Source organism: Rathayibacter sp. VKM Ac-2803 (genome assembly GCF_009807175.1).
Taxonomy (GTDB): Bacteria; Actinomycetota; Actinomycetes; order Actinomycetales; family Microbacteriaceae; genus Rathayibacter.
On the sequence record NZ_WUCD01000001.1, the window covers coordinates 2,198,033 to 2,216,272 of the forward strand.

Consider the following 18,240-nt stretch of genomic DNA (forward strand, 5'->3'; position numbering starts at 1 on the left):
CCTGCTCGTTCCGAGTGTTCGTCGTGCGCGCTCCCACCGGGCGCTCGGCGGGCGCCGATATGCTCGAGGACCCGGTGTCCGCACCGCCCCCGACACTCCGAGAGACCATGCCCGACAGCCACGCCGCCCGCACCCCCTACGAGGTGCTGGGCGTCGCCCCCTCCGCCTCCGACGACGAGCTCCGCCGGGCCTACCGGCGACTCCTGCGCGAGACGCATCCCGACACCGGAGGCGACGCCTCCTCGTTCCACGCCGTCCAGCTCGCGTGGGAGCGCATCGGGAGCGCCTCCGCGCGCAGCGACTACGACCGGGGCGCGCCCGCGACGGGTCACGCGTCGCCCCAGCAGCCCTACACCGGCTCGCCGCGCCCGCAGAGCGCCTCCGCCGTCCGCGCGAGGTCGTACGGGCACCCCGGAGGCGCCGCCCGCGAGTACTACCTGCGGCTCGTTCGCGAGTGGGTGGGTCGCGGCGTCGAGATCGACGACCCGTTCGACCCCGCGCTCGTGCGCTCGGCCCCCCGCGAGGTGCGCTCGTGGCTGGCGAAGGCGCAGGCCGAGGAGGCCACCGCCTCCCTCGTCGGAGCCCTCGGCATCGCCTACACGATCTGGAACGACGTCGCCGTGGGCGACGGCGGGCTTAAGGTCGACCACCTCGTCCTCGGCCCCTCCGGCCTGCTCGCGCTGACCTCGGCCGACTGGGGCGACCCGGTCCGCCTGCGCAAGGGTGAGCTCGAGGGCGCCGGCATCGCCGAGGACGAGAAGCCCTTCGCCTCGCTCACCAAGGCGGCCCGCCGTCTCGGCCGCGAGCTCGGCGTCCGCTTCTCGGCGAGCGTCGTCGTGGTGCCCGACGACGCCCTGGAGCAGCCCTTCGAGCAGGTCGAGCGGGGCCGCCACCAGGGTGCGGTCGTCATCCGGCGCTCCCTCCTGCCGCAGCTGCTGCGCTCCGGCACCGACGACCCCCGCCTCGGCGGCTACGGCGAGTCCTTCGAGGTCCGCACCCGCGTCCAGAACCGCGTCCGCTTCGTCTGACCCACGGCGCGCAGCCGCCCCAAGGCCTGCTGGTCGAGCCCGCAGGCGGCGGATGGACGGCGACGCCGCTTCGCGTCTCCGTGATGGGGGAAAGAGGGCGCCCGTCGCCCCGGCATGCTGGTCGAGTAGCCCCGGAGGGGCGTATCGAGACCCGCCGGCGTCAGCAGGTCGGGCTTCTGATGTGCACTCCGACGCTGGTGGATCTCGATACGCCCGCTGCGCGGTCTACTCGATCAGCGAGGAGGGGAGCGGCGACGCCGCTTCGCGTCTCGCTGGGGAGGGAGAAATCGGCGTCCGGCCCCTCCATGCTGGTCGAGTAGCCCCGCAGGGGCGTATCGAGACCCGCCAGCGTCAGCAGATCGTGCTTCTGACCTGTACTTCTGATGCTGGTGAATCTAGTGGGAAGAGACATCCGCAAGCATGCTGGTCGAGTAGCCCCGCAGGGGCGTATCGAGACCCATCTCCCTACGAACGGCGGTCTCCTCCACGTCCTGCGCTGGTGCCGAAGGCGCCCCTCCGCTCGATACGCCCGCTGCGCGGGCTGCGGGCTCGATCAGCGAGGAGGGGACCGCACGCAGGAAGTCACTTCTCCTGAGAGACCCATCTCATTTCGAACGTCTGCGGGCCCTCTCCCGCCCTGCCTCGGACCCCGGAACGTCCGCGTTACCCCGCCCCCGCACACCGAGCAAGGGGCTACCCGCCCGCCGGGACTCAGCTCACGATGGAGCACGTACCCCAACGACGAGCGGAACAGAGGACGGACCATGGTGCGATTCGGCTACACCCTGATGACCGAGCAGAGCGGACCCAAGCAGCTGGTGGGCTACGCGGTCGACGCCGAGAGGCTCGGCTTCGACTTCGCCGTCTCGAGCGATCACTACTCGCCCTGGCTGACCGAGCAGGGTCACGCCTCCTACGCCTGGACGCTGCTCGGAGCGGTCGCGCAGGCCACCTCGACCATCGACCTGATGACCTACGTGACGGCACCGACCATCCGCTATCACCCCGCCGTCGTGGCGCAGAAGGCGGCGACGCTGGCGATCCTGTCCGACGACCGCTTCGTCCTCGGCCTCGGCTCGGGCGAGAACCTCAACGAGCACACCGTCGGCGAGGGCTGGCCGACCGTCTCGGTGCGGCAGGACATGCTCGAGGAGGCGGTGCACATCATCCGCGCACTGCACACCGGTGAGCTGGTCACCTGGGAGGGCGCGTACTTCCGCGTCGACTCCGCCCGCCTCTGGGATCTCCCCGGGAAGCCGCTCGAGATCGGCCTCGCCGTCTCGGGCGCGAAGTCCGTCGAGCGTTTCGCACCCCTGGGCGACCACCTGATCACCACCGAGCCCGAGGCCGAGCTGATCACGCAGTGGAGTGACGCACGCGGCCCCGGTGCCGCCCCCTCGCGCTCGATCGGCCAGATCCCGATCTGCTGGGCTCCCGACAAGGAGCAGGCCGTCGCCCTCGCGCACGAGCAGTTCCGCTGGTTCGCCGGCGGCTGGTCGGTCAACGCCGACCTCCCGACCACCGCCGGGTTCGCCGGCGCCAGCCAGTTCGTCCGGCCGGAGGACGTCGCCGACTCGATCGCGTGCGGCCCCGATCTCGACGAGCTCGCCGAGAGCGTCCTGCCCTTCGTCGAGGCGGGGTTCACCGACATCGCCCTGGTGCAGGTCGGCGACGCGCTCCAGCAGCGCTTCCTCGAAGAGGTGGCGGAGGATCTGCTCTCGCGGGTCCGCGCGCTCGCTCCCTGACCTGGCCTCAGAACCCGCGCAGCCGCTCGATGTCGCGCCGGTCGCGCTTGGTCGGCCGGCCGGCCCCGCGGTCGCGCACGATGACCGCGGGGGCGGCCTCGCGCGGCGGGGGCGGCGGTGTGCGGTCCTCGAAGCACTCCACGGCCACCGGGGCGCCGACCCGCTTCACGACCAGTCCGCGGACCACCAGCTCGCGGTCGAAGCCGCCGATGCGGGCTCGCACCTCGTCACCGACCCGGACGGTCTGCGCGGCCTTCGCCCGCTCCCCGTTCACGCGGATGTGACCGGCCCGGGCGGCCGCGGTCGCCGCCGACCGGGTCTTGTAGATCCGGATCGCCCACAGCCACGCGTCCACTCGCACGGAGCCGGTCACCGGAATCTGCATCCGCTCAGTCTACGAATCCCTTCCCGGCGCCGACATGGTCCCGAGAAGCCCACCACGCGGTCCGACCCGGGCCGCCCAGCACGGAGGTCCACCATGAACGACGACCACATCACCAGCGGCAGCTCCTACACGGGCGCCGACGACGACGACCGCATGCTCGCGGCGAACGGCACCGGCAGCACCGCGGGCGGCACCCGCGGTGACGTCGGCATGAGCGTCGCCAGCGGCACGAGCGACGACGGCACCCCCGGAGTCCCCACTCGCGGTGCCCCCGCGCACAGCGGCATCCCGGCCGAGATGCACGACACCGCCTTCGAGCACTCGGCCCGCGAGTACGCGCTCGTGCCGTCCGGGCACGAGGAGTGGCAGATCCGGCACCCCGACGGACGCACCGTCGGGCTCCTCGCCGTCATCTCGCACGCGGGCGAGGAGTCGGAGGCGGTGTTCGTCACCCGTCGCGTCGGCTCCGACGACGCCGTCGCCGAGGGGACGGACTGGCGGGGAATCGTCGCGGCCGTCATCAACGACGAGGCCGCAGATCAGCGCGATCCCGTGCAGCTCGACCCCACCGTCGAGCACGTCCGCGGCGGTCTGATCGGTCGCGGCCCGGCCGACGTCGACGGCCTCTCCTGACCGCTAGGGCCTGTTGAACACGATCCCGCGTGCTCCGCTCGGTCTGATCGCACGATCTGCGGCGTCGCGACTCTCGTCCAATGCCCCGCATTGGCCTTCGATCCGCTCCTTGCAGCTCGCACGATCAGACCGTGCTCGCGACGGCGGTCTCGTGTTCAACAGGCCCCAGCGCTCTCAGCGGGCGAGCAGAGCGGCGTTGATCCGGGAGGTGAGCTCCGCGTCGATGCGGAGCTCCCTCCCGTCGACGGCACGGATCGGAGCGGCGTTGCGCGCGCTCGAGACCAGCCAGGCGGCGTCGGCGCCCTCGAGGTCCTCGGCCCGGAGGGCCCGGTAGGCCGTCTCGAGCCCGAGGCCGCCGGCGAGGCCGAACAGGTCGGCCTGCGTCGTGCCGGGCAGCAGTCCGAGGGTCGGCGGGGGCGTCACCAGTGTCCCCGCAGTCAGAACCACCAGGTTCGAGGTCGGCCCCTCGAGAAGGAACCCGTCGCTCGAGACGAAGAGCGCGTCGTCCGCCCTGCGCCGCACCGCCTCCCGCGAGGCCGCCCGGTTGACCGCGTACGAGAGCGTCTTCGCTCCCGCGAGCAGCCACGGCGACGTCTCCTGCACGTCCGAGCGCAGCCCCCGGTCGAGCAGCACGACTCGCACTCCGTCGCGGCGAGCAGGCCCGAAGTCGGGACTCGTCTGCACGAAGACCAGGCCTGTCGGCCGCCCCTCGCCCTCGATCCCGTGGGTGAGGATCGTCTTGACCATCGCCTCCGGGACCCGCGGGTGCTCGGCCACCGCGAGCGCGATCGCCTCGAGCCAGGCGTCGCGGTCCGGAGTCGGCAGGTCCAGCATCCGCGCCGATCGCGCGAACCGGTCGAGGTGCGCATCGAGCGCCTGCAGGCGGCCGTCGACGAGGTTGATCGTCTCGAAGACCCCGTCGCCGCGGGTGAAGCCGAGGTCGGTCGCGTCGATGCCACCGGTCCCACTCGGGTCGAGGGTGGCACCGGTGCGTGCGTCGCCGGTCTCGAGGGAGGGACGAGCGAGGCGGACGAGGGTCTCAGCGGGCATGGGCGGTGCGGTCCTTCCGGAGGGGGCGGCGGGGGAGCAGGACCACGATCAGCAGTGACCCGAGGAGCGATCCGGTGCCGTTCGAGACGAGGTCGCGGACGTCGGCGACCCGCGAGGGCAGCCACAGCAGCTGGGCCGTCTCGACCAGCACCGAGACGGCGAGGCCGATCAGCGCGGCGAGGAGGCGGCGGCGCGGAGGCAGCTGCGCGGCGAGCAGGGCTCCGAGCGGCACGAACATCAGCACGTTCGCCGTGAATTCGGCGACGTCGTAGTCGAACCACGCCGTCAGCGGAGTGGACCCGAGGAACGCGATGATCGCGCGGACCAGATCGGAGGACTCGCCCGGCGGCCGCGGGTTCGGAGTCAGCGTGATCAGCGCGATGACGCCGAGCCAGGCGAGCGTCGCGAGGGGGAGGACTCTCGAGCGGCGCATCGTCCGATTGTGCCATCCGGACGGGCCTCTCCCGTCGGGCGCGCCCCGCCCGGTGTGGGAGGCTGGAGGGCATGACGGGCGACGACATCGGCGGCGACGCCGTGCCTCCGCGCCCGCACTTCGACCCCGCCCTCGGCGACGGCTGGGTCGAGATCGGCGACGGGCGGCGCTTCTGGGGCCGCTTCGGCGCGGCGGGACTGCTGCTGCGCGATCCCGACGGCCGGATCCTCCTCCAGCACCGTGTCAGCTGGAGCCACTTCGGCGATACCTGGGGTCTCCCGGGCGGCGCCAGGCACCCCGACGAGACCGCCTTCGAGGCCGCCCTGCGCGAGTCGGCGGAGGAGGCCGGCGTCCCACCCGAACTGGTCCTGCCCGTCCTGGCCAGCGTCGTCACCGTCGGCCCGTGGAGCTACACCACCGTCGTCGCCTCGGCCGTCGAGCACTTCGAGCCGCGGATCATGGACCTCGAGAGCAACGAGCTGCGCTGGGTCGCACCCGACGAGGTCGACTCCCTGCCGCTGCACCCGGGCTTCGGCGCCTCCTGGTCCGGGCTCCGCGACCTCGACTCCGAGATGCCGGTGCTCGTCGTCGACGCGGCGAACGTCGTCGGCTCCCGGCCCGACGGCTGGTGGCGCGATCGTGCCGGAGCCGCGCAGCGCCTCCTCGAGAGCCTCGGCCGCCTCGCCGCCCTGGGTCTCCCCGGCGACGCGGTGGGCCTCGGCGCCGACACCGCCTGGCCCCGCATCGTCGTGGTCCTCGAGGGCGAGGCCCGCGCGGCCGACGCCGGCCGGGCGCTGGCGTCCGCACCGCGATCCCGACTCGTCGTCGAGCAGGCGGAGGGATCGGGCGACGACGCGATCGTCGCCGCGGTCGCCGCTCTCGGCTCCGTCTGCCGGGTGGTCACCGCCGACCGCGGCCTCATCGCGCGGATCGAGGCGATCGGCGCCTCGGCGATCGGCCCCCGCACCCTGCTCGACCTGCTCGACCGCGGGGAATAGCCCGCGTCGCGGCTCGGTTGCATCCTCCATGGCCACGACCACGATGACTCTCGACACCCACGACCAGACCGTCTCCGACGGCATCGTCCTGATCGACTTCTGGGCCGCCTGGTGCGGTCCGTGTCGTCAGTTCGCCCCCGTCTTCGAGGCGTCGAGCGACAAGAACGCCGACGTCACCTTCGCCAAGGTCGACACGGAGGATCAGCAGCAGCTCGCCGCGAGCTACGGCATCTCGTCGATCCCGACCCTCGTGGTCTACCGCGACGGCATCCCGCTGATGGCGCAGCCCGGCGCGCTCCCCGCTCCGGCCCTCGACAGCCTCATCGAGCAGGTCCGCGGCCTCGACATGGTCGAGGTCCGCAAGCAGTACGACGAGGCGAAGGCCGCCCAGGAGGCGGGCGAGCCCCAGACGTTCGACCACGGCGCCCAGATCTGACGCACCGCACCACGAACGAGCGAACCCCCGGCAGCCGCAGTGGCCGCCGGGGGTTCCGTCGTTCGAGGGGCGTCGATCAGCCCGTGTTCTGCAGCCCCGCCGCGACGCCGTTGACGGCGAGCAGCAGCAGCCGCTGGTTCTGCTCGGTGCCCGATCCGCCCGGGTCGGTGCGCAGCGCGCGGAGGGCGCGCAGCTGCAGCAGCGAGAGCGCGTTGACGTACGGAGTCCGGAGGCGCACGGCCCGGCCGAGCACGCGGTGCCCGGTCAGCAGGCTCTCCTCGCCGGTGATCGAGAGCACCCAGCGGCGGGTGAGCTCCATCTCCTGCAGCACGAGATCGGCGAGATCGCGACGCTCGTCGAGGGCGAGGTAGCGGCGCGCGATGCCCTCGTCGGTCTTCGCGAGCGACATCTCGACGTTGTCGATCATCGTCGTGAACAGCGGCCACGAGGCGTACGCGTCGCGCAGCACCTCCAGGTCGCCGACGGCGTCCAGCGCACTGCCGAGACCGAACCAGCCCGTCAGGTTGACCCGGGCCTGCGTCCACGCGAAGACCCACGGGATCGCCCGGAGATCCTCGAGCGACTCGACCGAGAGGCCGCGGCGGGCGGGACGGGAGCCCAGCGCGAGCAGGCCCACCTCCTCCTGCGGCGTCACGCGGGCGAACCACGGTGCGAAGCCGGGCGCCTTGACGAGCTCGAAGAAGCGGCGGCGCGACTCCCGGTCCATCGTGACCGCGACCTCGCTGAAGCGGTCGGCGGCCGAGGCGTTCCGCTCGCCCACCGACGGCGAGGACGCCAGCAGGGTGGCCCCCGCGACCTGCTCGATGTGCCGTGTCGCGATGTCGGGGTTGCCGTAGCGGGCGAAGATGACCTCGCCCTGCTCGGTGAGCTTGAAGCGGCCGTCGACCGATCCGGGCGGCTGAGCGAGCACGGCGCGGTTCGCCGGTCCGCCGCCGCGGCCGAGCGCGCCGCCGCGTCCGTGGAAGAGCGTCAGCACGATGCCCTCGTCATCGGCCCACTTCGCGATGCGCGCCTGCGCGTCGTAGAGGGCCAGCGTCGCCGACACCGGGCCGACGTCCTTCGACGAGTCGGAGTAGCCGAGCATCACCTCGAGGCGGTTGCCGGTCGCCTCCAGCCGCGCCCGCACCTGGGGGAGGCGGATCATCTCGGAGAGGATGTCGACCGAGGCGTCGAGGTCGGCGAACGTCTCGAAGAGCGGGATCGCGTCGATGATCGGCGGGTGGCCGTCCGTGGCCGCCTCCGCCAGCTCGAACACCGTGCGCAGATCGTCGGCCGACTGCGTGAACGAGACGATGTAGCGCCGTGCCGCGTCCGTGCCGAAGCGCTCCTGCACCGTCGCGATCGCGCGGTACACCGAGAGCACCTCGACGCTGCGCTCGTCGAGCTCGCCTCCGGCCCGCACGGCCGCGATCGTCTCGCGGTGCACCTGCGAGTGCTGGCGCACCTCGATCTCGGCGAGGTGGAAGCCGAAGGTCTCGACCTGCCAGATGAAGTTCTGCAGTTCGCCGAACGCCGATCGAGCGTCGCCCGCCGCGACCAGCGACTCCTGCAGCGTGCGCAGATCGGCCAGCAGCTCGGCGGCCGATCCGTAGGCGAGCGGGCCGCCCGAGCGGGTCGCCGCGAGGCGGTCGGCGGCGAAGAGCAGCACGCGCCGGTGGGTCTCGCTCGGCGAGCGCTCCGCGATGACGGAGGCGAGCCGGGCGTCGAGCGCGGTGCACGCGTCCCACAGCGCCAGGGCGTCGGCGGAGGGGGGAGTGGTCGAGGCGTCCAGCGTCAGCGCGCGGCCCACTCGGCGGGCGACGCGCTCGAGGCCGATCAGCACGTGCTCGGAGGCGATGTCGACGGCCTCGAGCGTGGTCGCGGCGGTCACGAAGGGGTTGCCGTCGCGATCGCCGCCGATCCAGGTGCCCAGCCGCACGAACGCCGGGGCGATCGGCGTGCGCGTCCCGGAGGCGTCGCCCAGCAGGGCGTCGTCGAGCCGGCGGTAGACCCGCGGCAGCACCGAGAAGAGCGACTCGTCGAACACGCTCATCGCCGTGCGCACCTCGTCCAGCGGCGACGGCTTCGACTCGCGCAGCGGCGCGGTGCGCCAGAGCGTGTCGACCTCGGCGAGGAGCCGGCGGCGGTTCTCGACGAGCACCACGCCTCCCGTCCGCGGGTCGTCGCGCTGCTCGAGCAGGGCGCTGATGCGCCGGATCGTCGAGGCGACCGCGCGGCGGCGGGCCTCGGTGGGGTGCGCGGTGAGGACGGGGCGGAACTCGAGGCGCGAGAGGCGCTCGAACGCCTCCTCCTCGCCGAGCTCCTCGGTGAGCCGCGCCATCGAGGCGGTGATCGAGTCCTCGGGCGACTGGGCGCCCGCATCGGCCTCGCGGCGGCGGAGGACCCGCACGCGGTGGAACTCCTCGGCCACGTTCACGAGGTGGAAGTAGCAGGTGAAGGCGCGGGCCACCTCCTCGGCGCGCTCGAGCGAGAGCGAGGCGACGAACTCCTCGGCCGTCGCCATGTCCTCGGGCGCCGCGCTGTCGTACGCGCCGATCGTCAGGGCGCGCAGGTGCTCGACGTCGTCGTAGAGCGTCGCGTCACCCGACTCGCGGAGGACCTGGCCGAGCAGCTCGCCCAGCAGGTGGACGTCGCCGCGGATGCGGTCGTCCATCGCAGGCGCGACGGTTCCGTCGGCGGAGGGGGCGGGTGCTGCGGTCGCGTCTGGCGCGTCGGAGATCGGAGGCACCCGACAGACTTTAGCGATCCCGTGTATCGGGCGGATGACGAGGGCGTCATGATCCGCCCCGTCCCGCGAAGCGCCCGCCCGCGAGACCGGACCTGGAATGATCGAGGGGTGACCGCGACTCCTGCACCTCCCGCACCCACCGTCCAGACCGAGCAGGCCGCCCCCCACGTGGTCGTCCTGTTCGGCGCGGTCGGCGATCTGTCCCGGCGCAAGCTCATCCCGGGGATGGCGCATCTGGCGCTCTCGTCCCTGGCGCCCGACCTCCAGATCGTCGGCACCTCGCTCGAGGAGCACGACGACGAGTCGTTCCGGGCGTTCGCCAAGCTCGCCTACGACGAGTTCGGCAGCCGCTCGCTGACCCCGGCCCAGTGGGACGAGTTCGCCTCGAAGCTGCGCTACGTGCCCCAGTCGGCCGGCCCCGCGGCGCTGGCCGAGGCGGTCACCGAGGCCGAGAAGGTGCTCGGCCCGGACGTCAGCCGGCTGCACTACCTCAGCGTCCCGCCCAAGGCCGCGCTCTCGGTGGTGCGGATGCTCGCCGAGGCCGGCCTGGTCGAGCGCTCTCGGATCATCATGGAGAAGCCCTTCGGCGTCGACCTCGAGAGCGCGGTGATCCTCAACGCCGAGCTGCACGAGACCTTCGACGAGCAGCAGATCTTCCGGATCGACCACTTCCTCGGCAAGGAGCCGGCGCAGAACATCCTCGCCTTCCGCTTCGCCAACGGCCTCTTCGAGCCGATCTGGAACCGCAACTTCATCGACCACGTGCAGATCGACATCCCCGAGAAGCTCACCCTCGACCGCCGTGCCGAGTTCTACGAGTCGACCGGCGCCTACAAGGACATGGTCGTCACCCACCTCTTCCAGGTGCTCGCCTTCATGGCGATGGAGCCGCCGACGGCCCTCGAGCCCAAGGCGATCAGCGAGGAGAAGAACAAGGTCTTCCGCTCGATGCGGCTGCTCAACCCCGAGAACGTGGTGCGCGGGCAGTACATCGGCTACCGCGAGGAGCCGGGGGTCGCCCCCGATTCCGAGACCGACACCTTCGTCGCGCTCAAGTGCGAGATCGACAACTGGCGCTGGGCCGGCGTGCCGTTCTACCTCCGCACGGGCAAGCGCATGGCGGAGGGGCAGCGCATCATCTCGATCGCGTTCCGCGAGCCGCCGAAGAGCATGTTCCCGCAGGGCTCCGGAGTCGGCGCCCACGGCCCCGACCACCTCACGTTCGACCTGGCCGACGCCTCGAAGGTCTCGCTCTCGTTCTACGGCAAGCGCCCGGGCCCGGGCATGCGCCTCGACAAGCTGAGCATGCAGTTCGCGCTGCAGGAGACGGATCGGGCCGGCGACGCGCTCGAGGCGTACGAGCGTCTCATCCTCGATGCGATGCGCGGCGACCACACGCTGTTCACCACCGCCGAGGGCATCGAGCGCCTCTGGGAGGTGTCGGCGCCGCTGCTGCAGGATCCGCCGCCCGTCCGCCTCTACGCCCCCGGATCCTGGGGCCCGAACGCCATCCACCAGCTGATCGCCCCGCACGCCTGGCGACTCCCGTTCGAGCGAGTCTGGCGCGACAAGCGCTGATCGGGGCAGGCGGCGTGGTGCGCACGGGCGAGGACCGCATCTGGACGGTCCCGAACATCCTCAGCATGGTGCGTCTCGCACTGGTGCCGGTGTTCCTCGTGCTCGTCGTGCAGGGCGAGGACGCCCTGGCGCTGGTGACGCTCGTCGTCTCGAGCCTCACCGACTACCTCGACGGCTGGATCGCGCGCCGCTTCGACCAGATGACGCGCCTCGGCCGCATCCTCGACCCCGCCGCCGATCGGCTCTACATCTTCGCCACCGTCATCGGCCTGGCGTTCCGCGAGCTCGTGCCCTGGTGGCTCGTCGCGGTCCTCGTGGCGCGCGACCTCCTGCTCGTCGTGCTCGCCGTGATCCTCGCGAACCACGGCTACGGACCGCTGCCGGTGCACCACCTGGGCAAGTTCGCGACCTTCTGCCTCTTCTACGCCCTCCCGCTGATCATGCTCGGCCAGGCGTTCCCCGCCATCGCGTCCGCGTCGGCGCCGATCGCCTGGGCGTTCGCGCTGTGGGGAGCGTTCCTCTACTGGTGGGCGGGAATCGTCTACGCGGTGCAGACGCGGGATCTGGTCCGCGGCGCGGGACGAGCGATTCCGGCGTCCGGCGCCCCCTCCGATTCGGATACGCTGGACAGGTAGGAGGTACGTCTTGGTCGAGCCCGTGCGCGGAGAGTCATCCGCAGAACCGCTGAAGTCCGAGTCCGTCGAGCTCTCGACCGACACGACGCTCACGTTCACCGACGACATCGGCGCGCAGCTCGCTGCGCTCGACAACCGCGCGTCCCGCGAGGAGGCCGAGGCGGTGGGCGCCCTGCCCTCGGGATCGGCGCTCCTGGTCGTCCGCCGCGGTCCCAACACGGGTGCGCGGTTCCTTCTCGACACCGACTCCACGACCGTCGGCCGCCACCCCGATGCGGGCATCTTCCTCGACGACGTCACCGTCTCCCGCCGCCACGCGGAGTTCGTCCGCCGCGGCACGTCCTTCGAGGTCCGCGATCTCGGCTCGCTCAACGGCACCTACTTCGACGGAGTGCGGATCGAGTCCGCACTCCTCACCGACGGCTCCGAGGTCCAGGTCGGCAAGTTCCGCCTCACCTTCTACGCGTCCCGCGCCGACCTCGTCGCCGCTCCGGACGCGTAGACCGTGGGTCGTTCCACCGCGCGGGCCGTCCCGTCGGGCTCGACCGCCCTGCTGGGCATCGGTCAGGTCCTGGCCCGGCTGACGTCCGAGTTCCCCGACGTCACGCCGTCCAAGCTCCGCTTCCTCGAGGAGCAGGGCCTCGTCTCCCCGGCGCGCACCGACTCCGGCTACCGCAAGTTCTCCTCGGCCGACGTCGAGCGTCTGCGGATGATCCTCGCGCTGCAGCGCGACCACTACCTGCCGCTCAAGGTGATCCGCGGCTATCTCGACGACGTCGACGCCGGTCGCGAGCCGTCTCTGCCCGCCGGTGTCGGCGGTGGTCCCGCGTCGCTGCTCGCCCCTGCCACCCGTCTCACCCGCGACCGGCTGGCGGCCGAGTCGGGTGCGAGCGGCGCCCTCGTGCAGGAGGCGATCGCGGTCGGTCTCGTGCGCGGCGGCGAGTTCTTCGGCGACGAGGCGGTGACGACGCTCAAGGCGCTCGTCGAGCTCGGCCGCTCGGGGATCGAGCCGCGGCACCTCCGACCCCTGCGTGTCGCGGTGGAGCGCGAGATGTCCCTCATCGAGAGCGTCGTGGCCTCGAGCGCTCGACGCCAGGACGCGTCGGGAGCGGTCGGTGCCGCCGAGAACGCGATGGCGCTCGCCTCGCAGCTCGGCACGATCCGCGGCGCCATGGTGCGCAGCGCCCTCGGCCGACTCTCGCGCTCGTGACGTGCGCCGGGCCGTCGCCCAGCGGCGAATGCGCGCGAAGGACGCGACACGCCTGCGCCCTCGGCCGGATGTCGTTTACTCGGCAGCCCCCGGTCGGTACCGTAGGGAGCGCGTTCGGAGGATCCGGCGATCGGAACCGAGAGGCGACAGAATGAGAGAAGTCAGCCGCGACTCACGCGGCCAGCGCGACCTCGTCCTGTTCACCGACGGGCTGCCCGATCTCGATGCGCACGCCGGCTACCGCGGCGCCGTCGCCGCCCGGGCCGCCGGGATCACCTACCGCCAGCTCGACTACTGGGCCCGCACCGAGCTCGTCGCTCCGACCGTGCGCGGTGCCTCGGGCTCGGGGACGCAGCGCCTCTACGGCTTCCGCGACATCCTCGTGCTCAAGCTGGTCAAGCGCCTGCTCGACACCGGCATCTCGCTCCAGCAGATCCGCACGGCGGTCAACCAGCTCCGCGAGTCCGGCGTCGACGATCTCGCCCAGACCACGCTGATGAGCGACGGAGCGAGCGTCTACCTCTGCACCTCCAACGACGAGGTCATCGACCTCCTCAGCCGCGGCCAGGGCGTCTTCGGCATCGCCGTCGGCAAGGTCCTCCGCGAGGTCGAGTCCAGCCTCGTCGACCTCGACCCCCAGACCCTCGACCCCCTGGACGAGCTGGCCCAGCGCCGCGCCTCCCGCAAGGTCGGCTGACCCGCCCGTCCGGCCTGCACCGTCCGCCCCTCTGCAGCGGGGTCGAGCATGCTCCTGCCCCTCTGCAGCGGACTCGAGCATGCCGAGCATGCTCCAGCCCCTCTGCAGCGGGGCCCGAGCGTGCCGAGCATGCTGGTCGAGTAGCCGCCGCAGGCGGCGTATCGAGACCCGTCTCCCTACGAACTCCGGGCACCCACAAGCCCCTCATGGGCAACGAGAGAACCCCGGCCCGTCGAGGGATCCAGCCCTTGCGGGCGGCCTCGACGGTCCGCGGTTCCCTCGGTCCGTCCCGCGGCTACTTCGCCGCCTGGACCTGCTCGCCGATGCGGCCGGTGCGGATGACGCGGTCGAGCAGCAGGTCGAAGTTATGCGCCATCTCCTGAGCGCTCTCACCCGGCCACACGTGCACCGGCTTCGCAGCGCCCTGCGCCTGCTGCAGTGAGGTGCGCTCCGGCAGCTGCGGGCTGAGCACGAGCGGCCCGAACATGTCGCGCAGCTCCTTGATCCGGAACTGGTGCTCGAGCGACTGCACGCGAGCGCGGTTGACGATGATGCCGAGCGGCTGGAGGCGCGGGCTGAGTCCGCGGCGGATCTCCTCGATCGCGCGGAGCGCGCGGTCGGCGGCGGCGACCGAGAAGAGTCCCGGCTCGGTGACGACGGCGACGCGGTCGCTGGCGGCCCAGGCCGTGCGGGTGAGCGCGTTGAGCGACGGGGCGCAGTCGATGAGCACCAGGTCGTAGTCGGCCTCGACGCTCGCCAGCGCCTCCTCGAGCTTCCAGATGTCGCGGATGCTGGGGTGCGGGCCGTCGAAGTTGATCGCCGACGGGCTGCCGATCAGGACGTCGATCGTGCCGTGGTGCTCCTTCGTCCACCCGGAGGGTGCGATCGCCGAGCGGACGATCTTCTCCTTGGGCGACGTCAGGACGTCGGCGATGTTGAGATGACCGGCGACGTTGATGTCCATGCCGGTCGAGACGTCGGACTGCGGATCGAGGTCGACGACCAGCGTTCGCAGACCCTTCGAGAACGCCGCGGAGGCGAGGCCGAGGGTCACCGTCGTCTTGCCGACGCCGCCCTTGAGGGAGCTCACGCTGAGTACATGCATGGCTGACTACTTTACGTTCACTAGGGTGGAGAACCTAACCGTTCCCTGCGCGCCTGCCCGGCCCGGGATGCGGAGGCGGGAATCGCACGGTCGCGACTCCGGCTCCCTCGTCGCTCGCGGAGGACCCACCCGAAGGACTGCCATGTTCTCGAAGATCCTTGTGGCCAACCGCGGCGAGATCGCGATCCGGGCGTTCCGCGCGGCGTACGAGCTGGGTGCGCGCACTGTCGCCGTGTACCCCTACGAGGACCGCAACTCGATGCACCGGCTGAAGGCCGACGAGGCGTACCAGATCGGCGAGCGGGGCCACCCGGTGCGCGCCTACCTCGATGTGGCCGAGATCGTCCGGGTCGCCCGCGAGAGCGGCGCCGACGCGATCTACCCGGGCTACGGCTTCCTCTCCGAGAACCCCGAGCTCGCGCGCGCCGCCGCCGAGGCCGGCATCGCCTTCATCGGTCCGCCCGCTCGGGTGCTCGAGATGGCGGGCAACAAGGTCACCGCGAAGGAGCATGCGACCGCGGCCGGCGTCCCCGTCCTCCGCTCCACCCCCGCCTCGCGCGACGTCGACGAGCTGATCGCCGGCGCCGAGGCGATCGGCTTCCCGATCTTCGCCAAGGCGGTCGCGGGCGGCGGCGGTCGCGGCATGCGGAGGGTCGCGACGGCCGAGGAGCTGCGTCCCGCGCTCGAGGCGGCCATGCGCGAGGCCGACAGCGCCTTCGGCGACCCGACGATGTTCCTCGAGCAGGCCGTGGTCCGGCCCCGCCACATCGAGGTGCAGATCCTCGCCGATGCGACCGGCGAGACCGTTCATCTCTTCGAGCGCGACTGCTCGGTGCAGCGGCGGCACCAGAAGGTGGTCGAGATCGCTCCGGCGCCGAACCTCGACGAGGCCACGCGCCAGGCGATGCACCGCGACGCCATCGCCTTCGCCCGCTCGATCGGCTACGAGAACGCGGGAACGGTGGAGTTCCTCCTCGACACCGCGGGGGAGCGGGCGGGCGAGCACGTCTTCATCGAGATGAACCCGCGCATCCAGGTCGAGCACACCGTGACGGAGGAGGTCACCGATGTCGATCTGGTCGCGAGCCAGATGCGCATCGCCTCGGGTCAGACCCTCGCCGAGCTCGGGCTGACGCAGGGGGAGCTGCGCCTGCACGGGGCGGCGCTGCAGTGCCGCATCACCACCGAGGACCCGTCGGCCGGATTCCGGCCCGACACCGGTAAGATCACCACCTACCGCTCGCCCGGCGGCGGCGGCATCCGCCTCGACGGCGGCACGATCAACCCGGGCGCGCAGATCAGCCCGCACTTCGACTCGATGCTGGCCAAGCTGACCTGCCGCGGACGCGACTTCCCGGCCGCCGTCGGCCGTGCCAAGCGCGCACTGGCCGAGTTCCGGATCCGCGGAGTGTCGACCAACATCCCGTTCCTGCAGGCCGTGCTCGATGATCCTGCGTTCGCCGCCGGCGACCTGAGCACCTCGTTCATCGACGAGCGCCCGCAGCTCCTCGCGGGCAGGGAGTCGCGCGACCGCGGGACGAAGCTGCTCACCTGGCTCGCCGAGGTGACGGTCAACCAGCCGAACGGCCCGCGGCCCGACGGTCTCCCGCCGGTCGAGAAGCTGCCGCTCATCGACACGGCGGTGCCGGCTCCGGAGGGATCGCGGCAGCGTCTCCTCGAGCTCGGTCCGGTCGGGTTCGCCGCGGCGCTGCGCGCCCAGACCGCTCTGGCGGTGACCGACACCACGTTCCGCGACGCGCACCAGTCGCTGCTCGCGACGCGGGTGCGCTCGCGCGACCTGCTCGCCGTGGCACCCGCGGTCGCGCGCCTGACGCCGGAGCTGCTCTCGGTCGAGGCCTGGGGCGGCGCGACCTACGACGTCGCCCTGCGCTTCCTCGGCGAGGACCCGTGGGCGCGGCTGGCCTCCCTGCGCGAGGCGCTGCCGAACGTCGCGATCCAGATGCTGCTGCGCGGCCGCAACACGGTCGGCTACACGCCGTACCCGACGGAGGTGACCGACGCCTTCGTCCGCGAGGCCGCCGCGACCGGTGTCGACGTCTTCCGCATCTTCGACGCGCTCAACGACGTGTCGCAGATGCGGCCGGCCATCGACGCCGTCCTGGCGACCGGGAGCACGGTCGCCGAGGTCGCCGTCTGCTACACGGGCGACCTGCTCGATCCGGCCGAGGACCTGTACACCCTCGACTACTACCTGCGGCTCGCCGAGCAGATCGTCGAGGCGGGAGCGCACGTCCTCGCCGTCAAGGACATGGCGGGGCTCCTGCGGCCGTACGCCGCGTCGAGGCTGGTCTCGGCGCTGCGCGAGCGCTTCGACCTCCCGGTGCACGTGCACACGCACGACACCCCCGGCGGTCAGCTGGCGACGCTCCTCGCCGCGGCCGAGGCCGGCGCCGACGCGGTCGACGCCGCCTCCGCTCCGATGGCGGGCACCACCAGCCAGCCGTCGCTGTCGGCCCTCGTGGCCGCCCTGGCGCACACCCCGCGCGACACCGGGCTGAGCCTCGCCGCCGTCTCCGACCTCGAGCCCTACTGGGAGGCCGTCCGGGCGCTGTACCGGCCGTTCGAGTCCGGGCTGCCCGGACCCACCGGCCGCGTGTACCGGCACGAGATCCCCGGCGGCCAGCTCTCGAACCTGCGTCAGCAGGCCATCGCGCTGGGGCTCGCCGACCGCTTCGAGGTCGTCGAGGACCTCTACGCGGCGGCCGACCGGATCCTGGGACGTGTGCCGAAGGTCACTCCGTCGTCGAAGGTCGTCGGCGACCTGGCGCTGCACCTCGCTGCGGTCGACGCCGACCCGGCCGCCTTCGCCGAGAACCCGCAGAACTACGACATCCCCGATTCCGTCGTCGGCTTCATGGCGGGCGAGCTGGGCGAGCTCCCCGGAGGCTGGCCCGAGCCGTTCCGCTCGCGCGTGCTCGAGGGTCGCGACATCCGGATCGGCGTGACAGAGGTGTCGGCCGAGGACGCCGCCGTGCTCGCCGGAGACGACTCCGCCGCCCGTCGCGCGACGCTCAACCGGCTGCTCTTCCCCGGCCCGGCGAAGCAGTTCGAGCAGGTGCGCGAGACCTACGGCGACGTGTCGGCGCTCGACACCGCCGACTACCTCTACGGGCTCCGCCAGGGCGAGGAGCACGTCGTCGAGATCGCCAGGGGCGTGCGGCTGTTCGTGGGCCTGGAGGCGATCGGCGATGCCGACGACCGGGGCATGCGGACCGTGATGACCACGCTGAACGGTCAGCTCCGCCCCGTCTTCGTGCGGGACGCGACGATCACCGTCGACACCGTCAGCGCCGAGCGGGCCGACCGCTCCGATCCGGGGCAGGTCGCGGCGCCGTTCGCCGGAGTCGTGACCCTCAAGGTCGCGGTGGGCGACCGGATCGAGGCGGGCTCGGCGGTCGCCACGATCGAGGCGATGAAGATGGAGGCGGCGATCACCTCCTCCGTCGGCGGAGTCGTGCGGCGCCTGGCCGTCCCCGCCACGCAGCAGGTCGACGCGGGCGACCTGCTCGTCGTCGTGGACCCGTCCTAGCAGGACTT

The 18,240-nt window shown here is 72.1% G+C and carries 16 protein-coding genes; 11 read left to right on the plus strand and 5 right to left on the minus strand.

Annotated elements, in window-relative coordinates; genetic code table 11:
* Positions 1 to 107: 107 nt before the first annotated feature.
* On the plus strand, positions 108 to 1,028 hold the full coding sequence (locus tag GRS96_RS10235) for a J domain-containing protein (protein ID WP_159988423.1): 921 nt from the start codon (positions 108 to 110) through the stop codon (positions 1,026 to 1,028).
* Between the two features lie 764 nt (positions 1,029 to 1,792).
* Positions 1,793 to 2,773, plus strand: a complete 981-nt coding sequence (locus tag GRS96_RS10240; RefSeq protein ID WP_159988424.1) for a TIGR03557 family F420-dependent LLM class oxidoreductase — start codon at positions 1,793 to 1,795, stop codon at positions 2,771 to 2,773.
* A 7-nt stretch (positions 2,774 to 2,780) separates the two neighbouring features.
* On the opposite strand, the gene GRS96_RS10245 is transcribed toward GRS96_RS10240, so the two are convergent.
* Positions 2,781 to 3,158, minus strand: coding sequence for an RNA-binding S4 domain-containing protein (locus tag GRS96_RS10245; RefSeq protein ID WP_159857114.1), 378 nt, complete (start codon positions 3,156 to 3,158; stop codon positions 2,781 to 2,783).
* A gap of 93 nt (positions 3,159 to 3,251) precedes the next feature.
* On the opposite strand from GRS96_RS10245, the gene GRS96_RS10250 reads away from it, so the two are divergent.
* Positions 3,252 to 3,791: a hypothetical protein gene (locus GRS96_RS10250; RefSeq protein ID WP_159988425.1), complete on the plus strand. Its 540-nt coding sequence runs from the start codon at positions 3,252 to 3,254 to the stop codon at positions 3,789 to 3,791.
* A 174-nt stretch (positions 3,792 to 3,965) separates the two neighbouring features.
* On the opposite strand, the gene GRS96_RS10255 is transcribed toward GRS96_RS10250, so the two are convergent.
* Together GRS96_RS10255 and GRS96_RS10260 are read right to left on the minus strand one after the other, a co-directional pair.
* A complete protein-coding gene (locus GRS96_RS10255; protein ID WP_159988426.1) occupies positions 3,966 to 4,841 on the minus strand; it encodes an aminotransferase class IV in 876 nt (291 codons plus the stop codon).
* On the minus strand, positions 4,831 to 5,274 hold the full coding sequence (locus GRS96_RS10260; RefSeq protein WP_159857119.1) for a VanZ family protein: 444 nt from the start codon (positions 5,272 to 5,274) through the stop codon (positions 4,831 to 4,833). The genes GRS96_RS10255 and GRS96_RS10260 overlap by 11 nt, the downstream gene beginning before the upstream one ends.
* A gap of 71 nt (positions 5,275 to 5,345) precedes the next feature.
* On the opposite strand from GRS96_RS10260, the gene GRS96_RS10265 reads away from it, so the two are divergent.
* Positions 5,346 to 6,272, plus strand: coding sequence for an NUDIX domain-containing protein (locus GRS96_RS10265; RefSeq protein ID WP_159988427.1), 927 nt, complete (start codon positions 5,346 to 5,348; stop codon positions 6,270 to 6,272).
* Between the two features lie 28 nt (positions 6,273 to 6,300).
* Complete coding sequence (gene trxA / locus GRS96_RS10270) at positions 6,301 to 6,708, plus strand: thioredoxin (protein ID WP_159857123.1); 408 nt, start codon at positions 6,301 to 6,303, stop codon at positions 6,706 to 6,708.
* 76 nt (positions 6,709 to 6,784) lie between these two features.
* Here the strand turns inward: trxA and GRS96_RS10275 are convergent, their stop codons facing one another.
* Complete coding sequence (locus GRS96_RS10275; protein WP_159989305.1) at positions 6,785 to 9,382, minus strand: phosphoenolpyruvate carboxylase; 2,598 nt, start codon at positions 9,380 to 9,382, stop codon at positions 6,785 to 6,787.
* Positions 9,383 to 9,565: 183 nt separating this feature from the next.
* Between GRS96_RS10275 and zwf the strand changes: the two genes are divergently transcribed.
* The 5 genes from zwf to GRS96_RS10300 all read left to right on the plus strand — a co-directional run bounded on the left by zwf (position 9,566) and on the right by GRS96_RS10300 (position 13,577).
* Positions 9,566 to 11,035, plus strand: a complete 1,470-nt coding sequence (gene zwf, locus GRS96_RS10280; protein WP_235022020.1) for a glucose-6-phosphate dehydrogenase — start codon at positions 9,566 to 9,568, stop codon at positions 11,033 to 11,035.
* 14 nt (positions 11,036 to 11,049) lie between these two features.
* The gene (locus tag GRS96_RS10285; RefSeq protein WP_268893225.1) at positions 11,050 to 11,670 is read left to right on the plus strand and encodes a CDP-alcohol phosphatidyltransferase family protein; all 621 of its coding nucleotides are present in this window, start codon (positions 11,050 to 11,052) and stop codon (positions 11,668 to 11,670) included.
* A 22-nt stretch (positions 11,671 to 11,692) separates the two neighbouring features.
* Positions 11,693 to 12,172 carry an FHA domain-containing protein gene (locus GRS96_RS10290; RefSeq protein ID WP_159857291.1) on the plus strand — a complete coding sequence of 160 codons (480 nt, stop codon included), beginning with the start codon at positions 11,693 to 11,695 and terminating at the stop codon, positions 12,170 to 12,172.
* Positions 12,173 to 12,175: 3 nt separating this feature from the next.
* Positions 12,176 to 12,880 (plus strand): transcriptional regulator FtsR, encoded by a 705-nt coding sequence (gene ftsR, locus GRS96_RS10295; RefSeq protein WP_159988429.1) that lies wholly within the window; start codon positions 12,176 to 12,178, stop codon positions 12,878 to 12,880.
* Between the two features lie 151 nt (positions 12,881 to 13,031).
* On the plus strand, positions 13,032 to 13,577 hold the full coding sequence (locus tag GRS96_RS10300) for a MerR family transcriptional regulator (RefSeq protein WP_159857129.1): 546 nt from the start codon (positions 13,032 to 13,034) through the stop codon (positions 13,575 to 13,577).
* 295 nt (positions 13,578 to 13,872) lie between these two features.
* On the opposite strand, the gene GRS96_RS10305 is transcribed toward GRS96_RS10300, so the two are convergent.
* Positions 13,873 to 14,682: a ParA family protein gene (locus tag GRS96_RS10305; RefSeq protein WP_159988430.1), complete on the minus strand. Its 810-nt coding sequence runs from the start codon at positions 14,680 to 14,682 to the stop codon at positions 13,873 to 13,875.
* Positions 14,683 to 14,824: 142 nt separating this feature from the next.
* Here GRS96_RS10305 and GRS96_RS10310 point away from each other — a divergent pair, with 142 nt between their 5' ends.
* Complete coding sequence (locus GRS96_RS10310) at positions 14,825 to 18,232, plus strand: pyruvate carboxylase (protein ID WP_159988431.1); 3,408 nt, start codon at positions 14,825 to 14,827, stop codon at positions 18,230 to 18,232.
* Positions 18,233 to 18,240: the final 8 nt, after the last annotated feature.

Excerpts from the sequence above, each read along its gene's own strand:
- GRS96_RS10300 (WP_159857129.1), top strand. The coding sequence starts at position 13,032 with ATGAGAGAAGTCAGCCGCGACTCACGCGGCCAGCGCGACCTCGTCCTG.
- GRS96_RS10240 (WP_159988424.1), top strand. The coding sequence starts at position 1,793 with ATGGTGCGATTCGGCTACACCCTGATGACCGAGCAGAGCGGACCCAAG.
- GRS96_RS10235 (WP_159988423.1), top strand. The coding sequence starts at position 108 with ATGCCCGACAGCCACGCCGCCCGCACCCCCTACGAGGTGCTGGGCGTC.
- GRS96_RS10245 (WP_159857114.1), bottom strand. The coding sequence starts at position 3,158 with ATGCAGATTCCGGTGACCGGCTCCGTGCGAGTGGACGCGTGGCTGTGG.
- GRS96_RS10260 (WP_159857119.1), bottom strand. The coding sequence starts at position 5,274 with ATGCGCCGCTCGAGAGTCCTCCCCCTCGCGACGCTCGCCTGGCTCGGC.
- GRS96_RS10255 (WP_159988426.1), bottom strand. The coding sequence starts at position 4,841 with ATGCCCGCTGAGACCCTCGTCCGCCTCGCTCGTCCCTCCCTCGAGACC.
- GRS96_RS10310 (WP_159988431.1), top strand. The coding sequence starts at position 14,825 with ATGTTCTCGAAGATCCTTGTGGCCAACCGCGGCGAGATCGCGATCCGG.
- GRS96_RS10250 (WP_159988425.1), top strand. The coding sequence starts at position 3,252 with ATGAACGACGACCACATCACCAGCGGCAGCTCCTACACGGGCGCCGAC.
- GRS96_RS10265 (WP_159988427.1), top strand. The coding sequence starts at position 5,346 with ATGACGGGCGACGACATCGGCGGCGACGCCGTGCCTCCGCGCCCGCAC.
- GRS96_RS10275 (WP_159989305.1), bottom strand. The coding sequence starts at position 9,382 with ATGGACGACCGCATCCGCGGCGACGTCCACCTGCTGGGCGAGCTGCTC.
- trxA (WP_159857123.1), top strand. The coding sequence starts at position 6,301 with ATGGCCACGACCACGATGACTCTCGACACCCACGACCAGACCGTCTCC.
- GRS96_RS10305 (WP_159988430.1), bottom strand. The coding sequence starts at position 14,682 with ATGCATGTACTCAGCGTGAGCTCCCTCAAGGGCGGCGTCGGCAAGACG.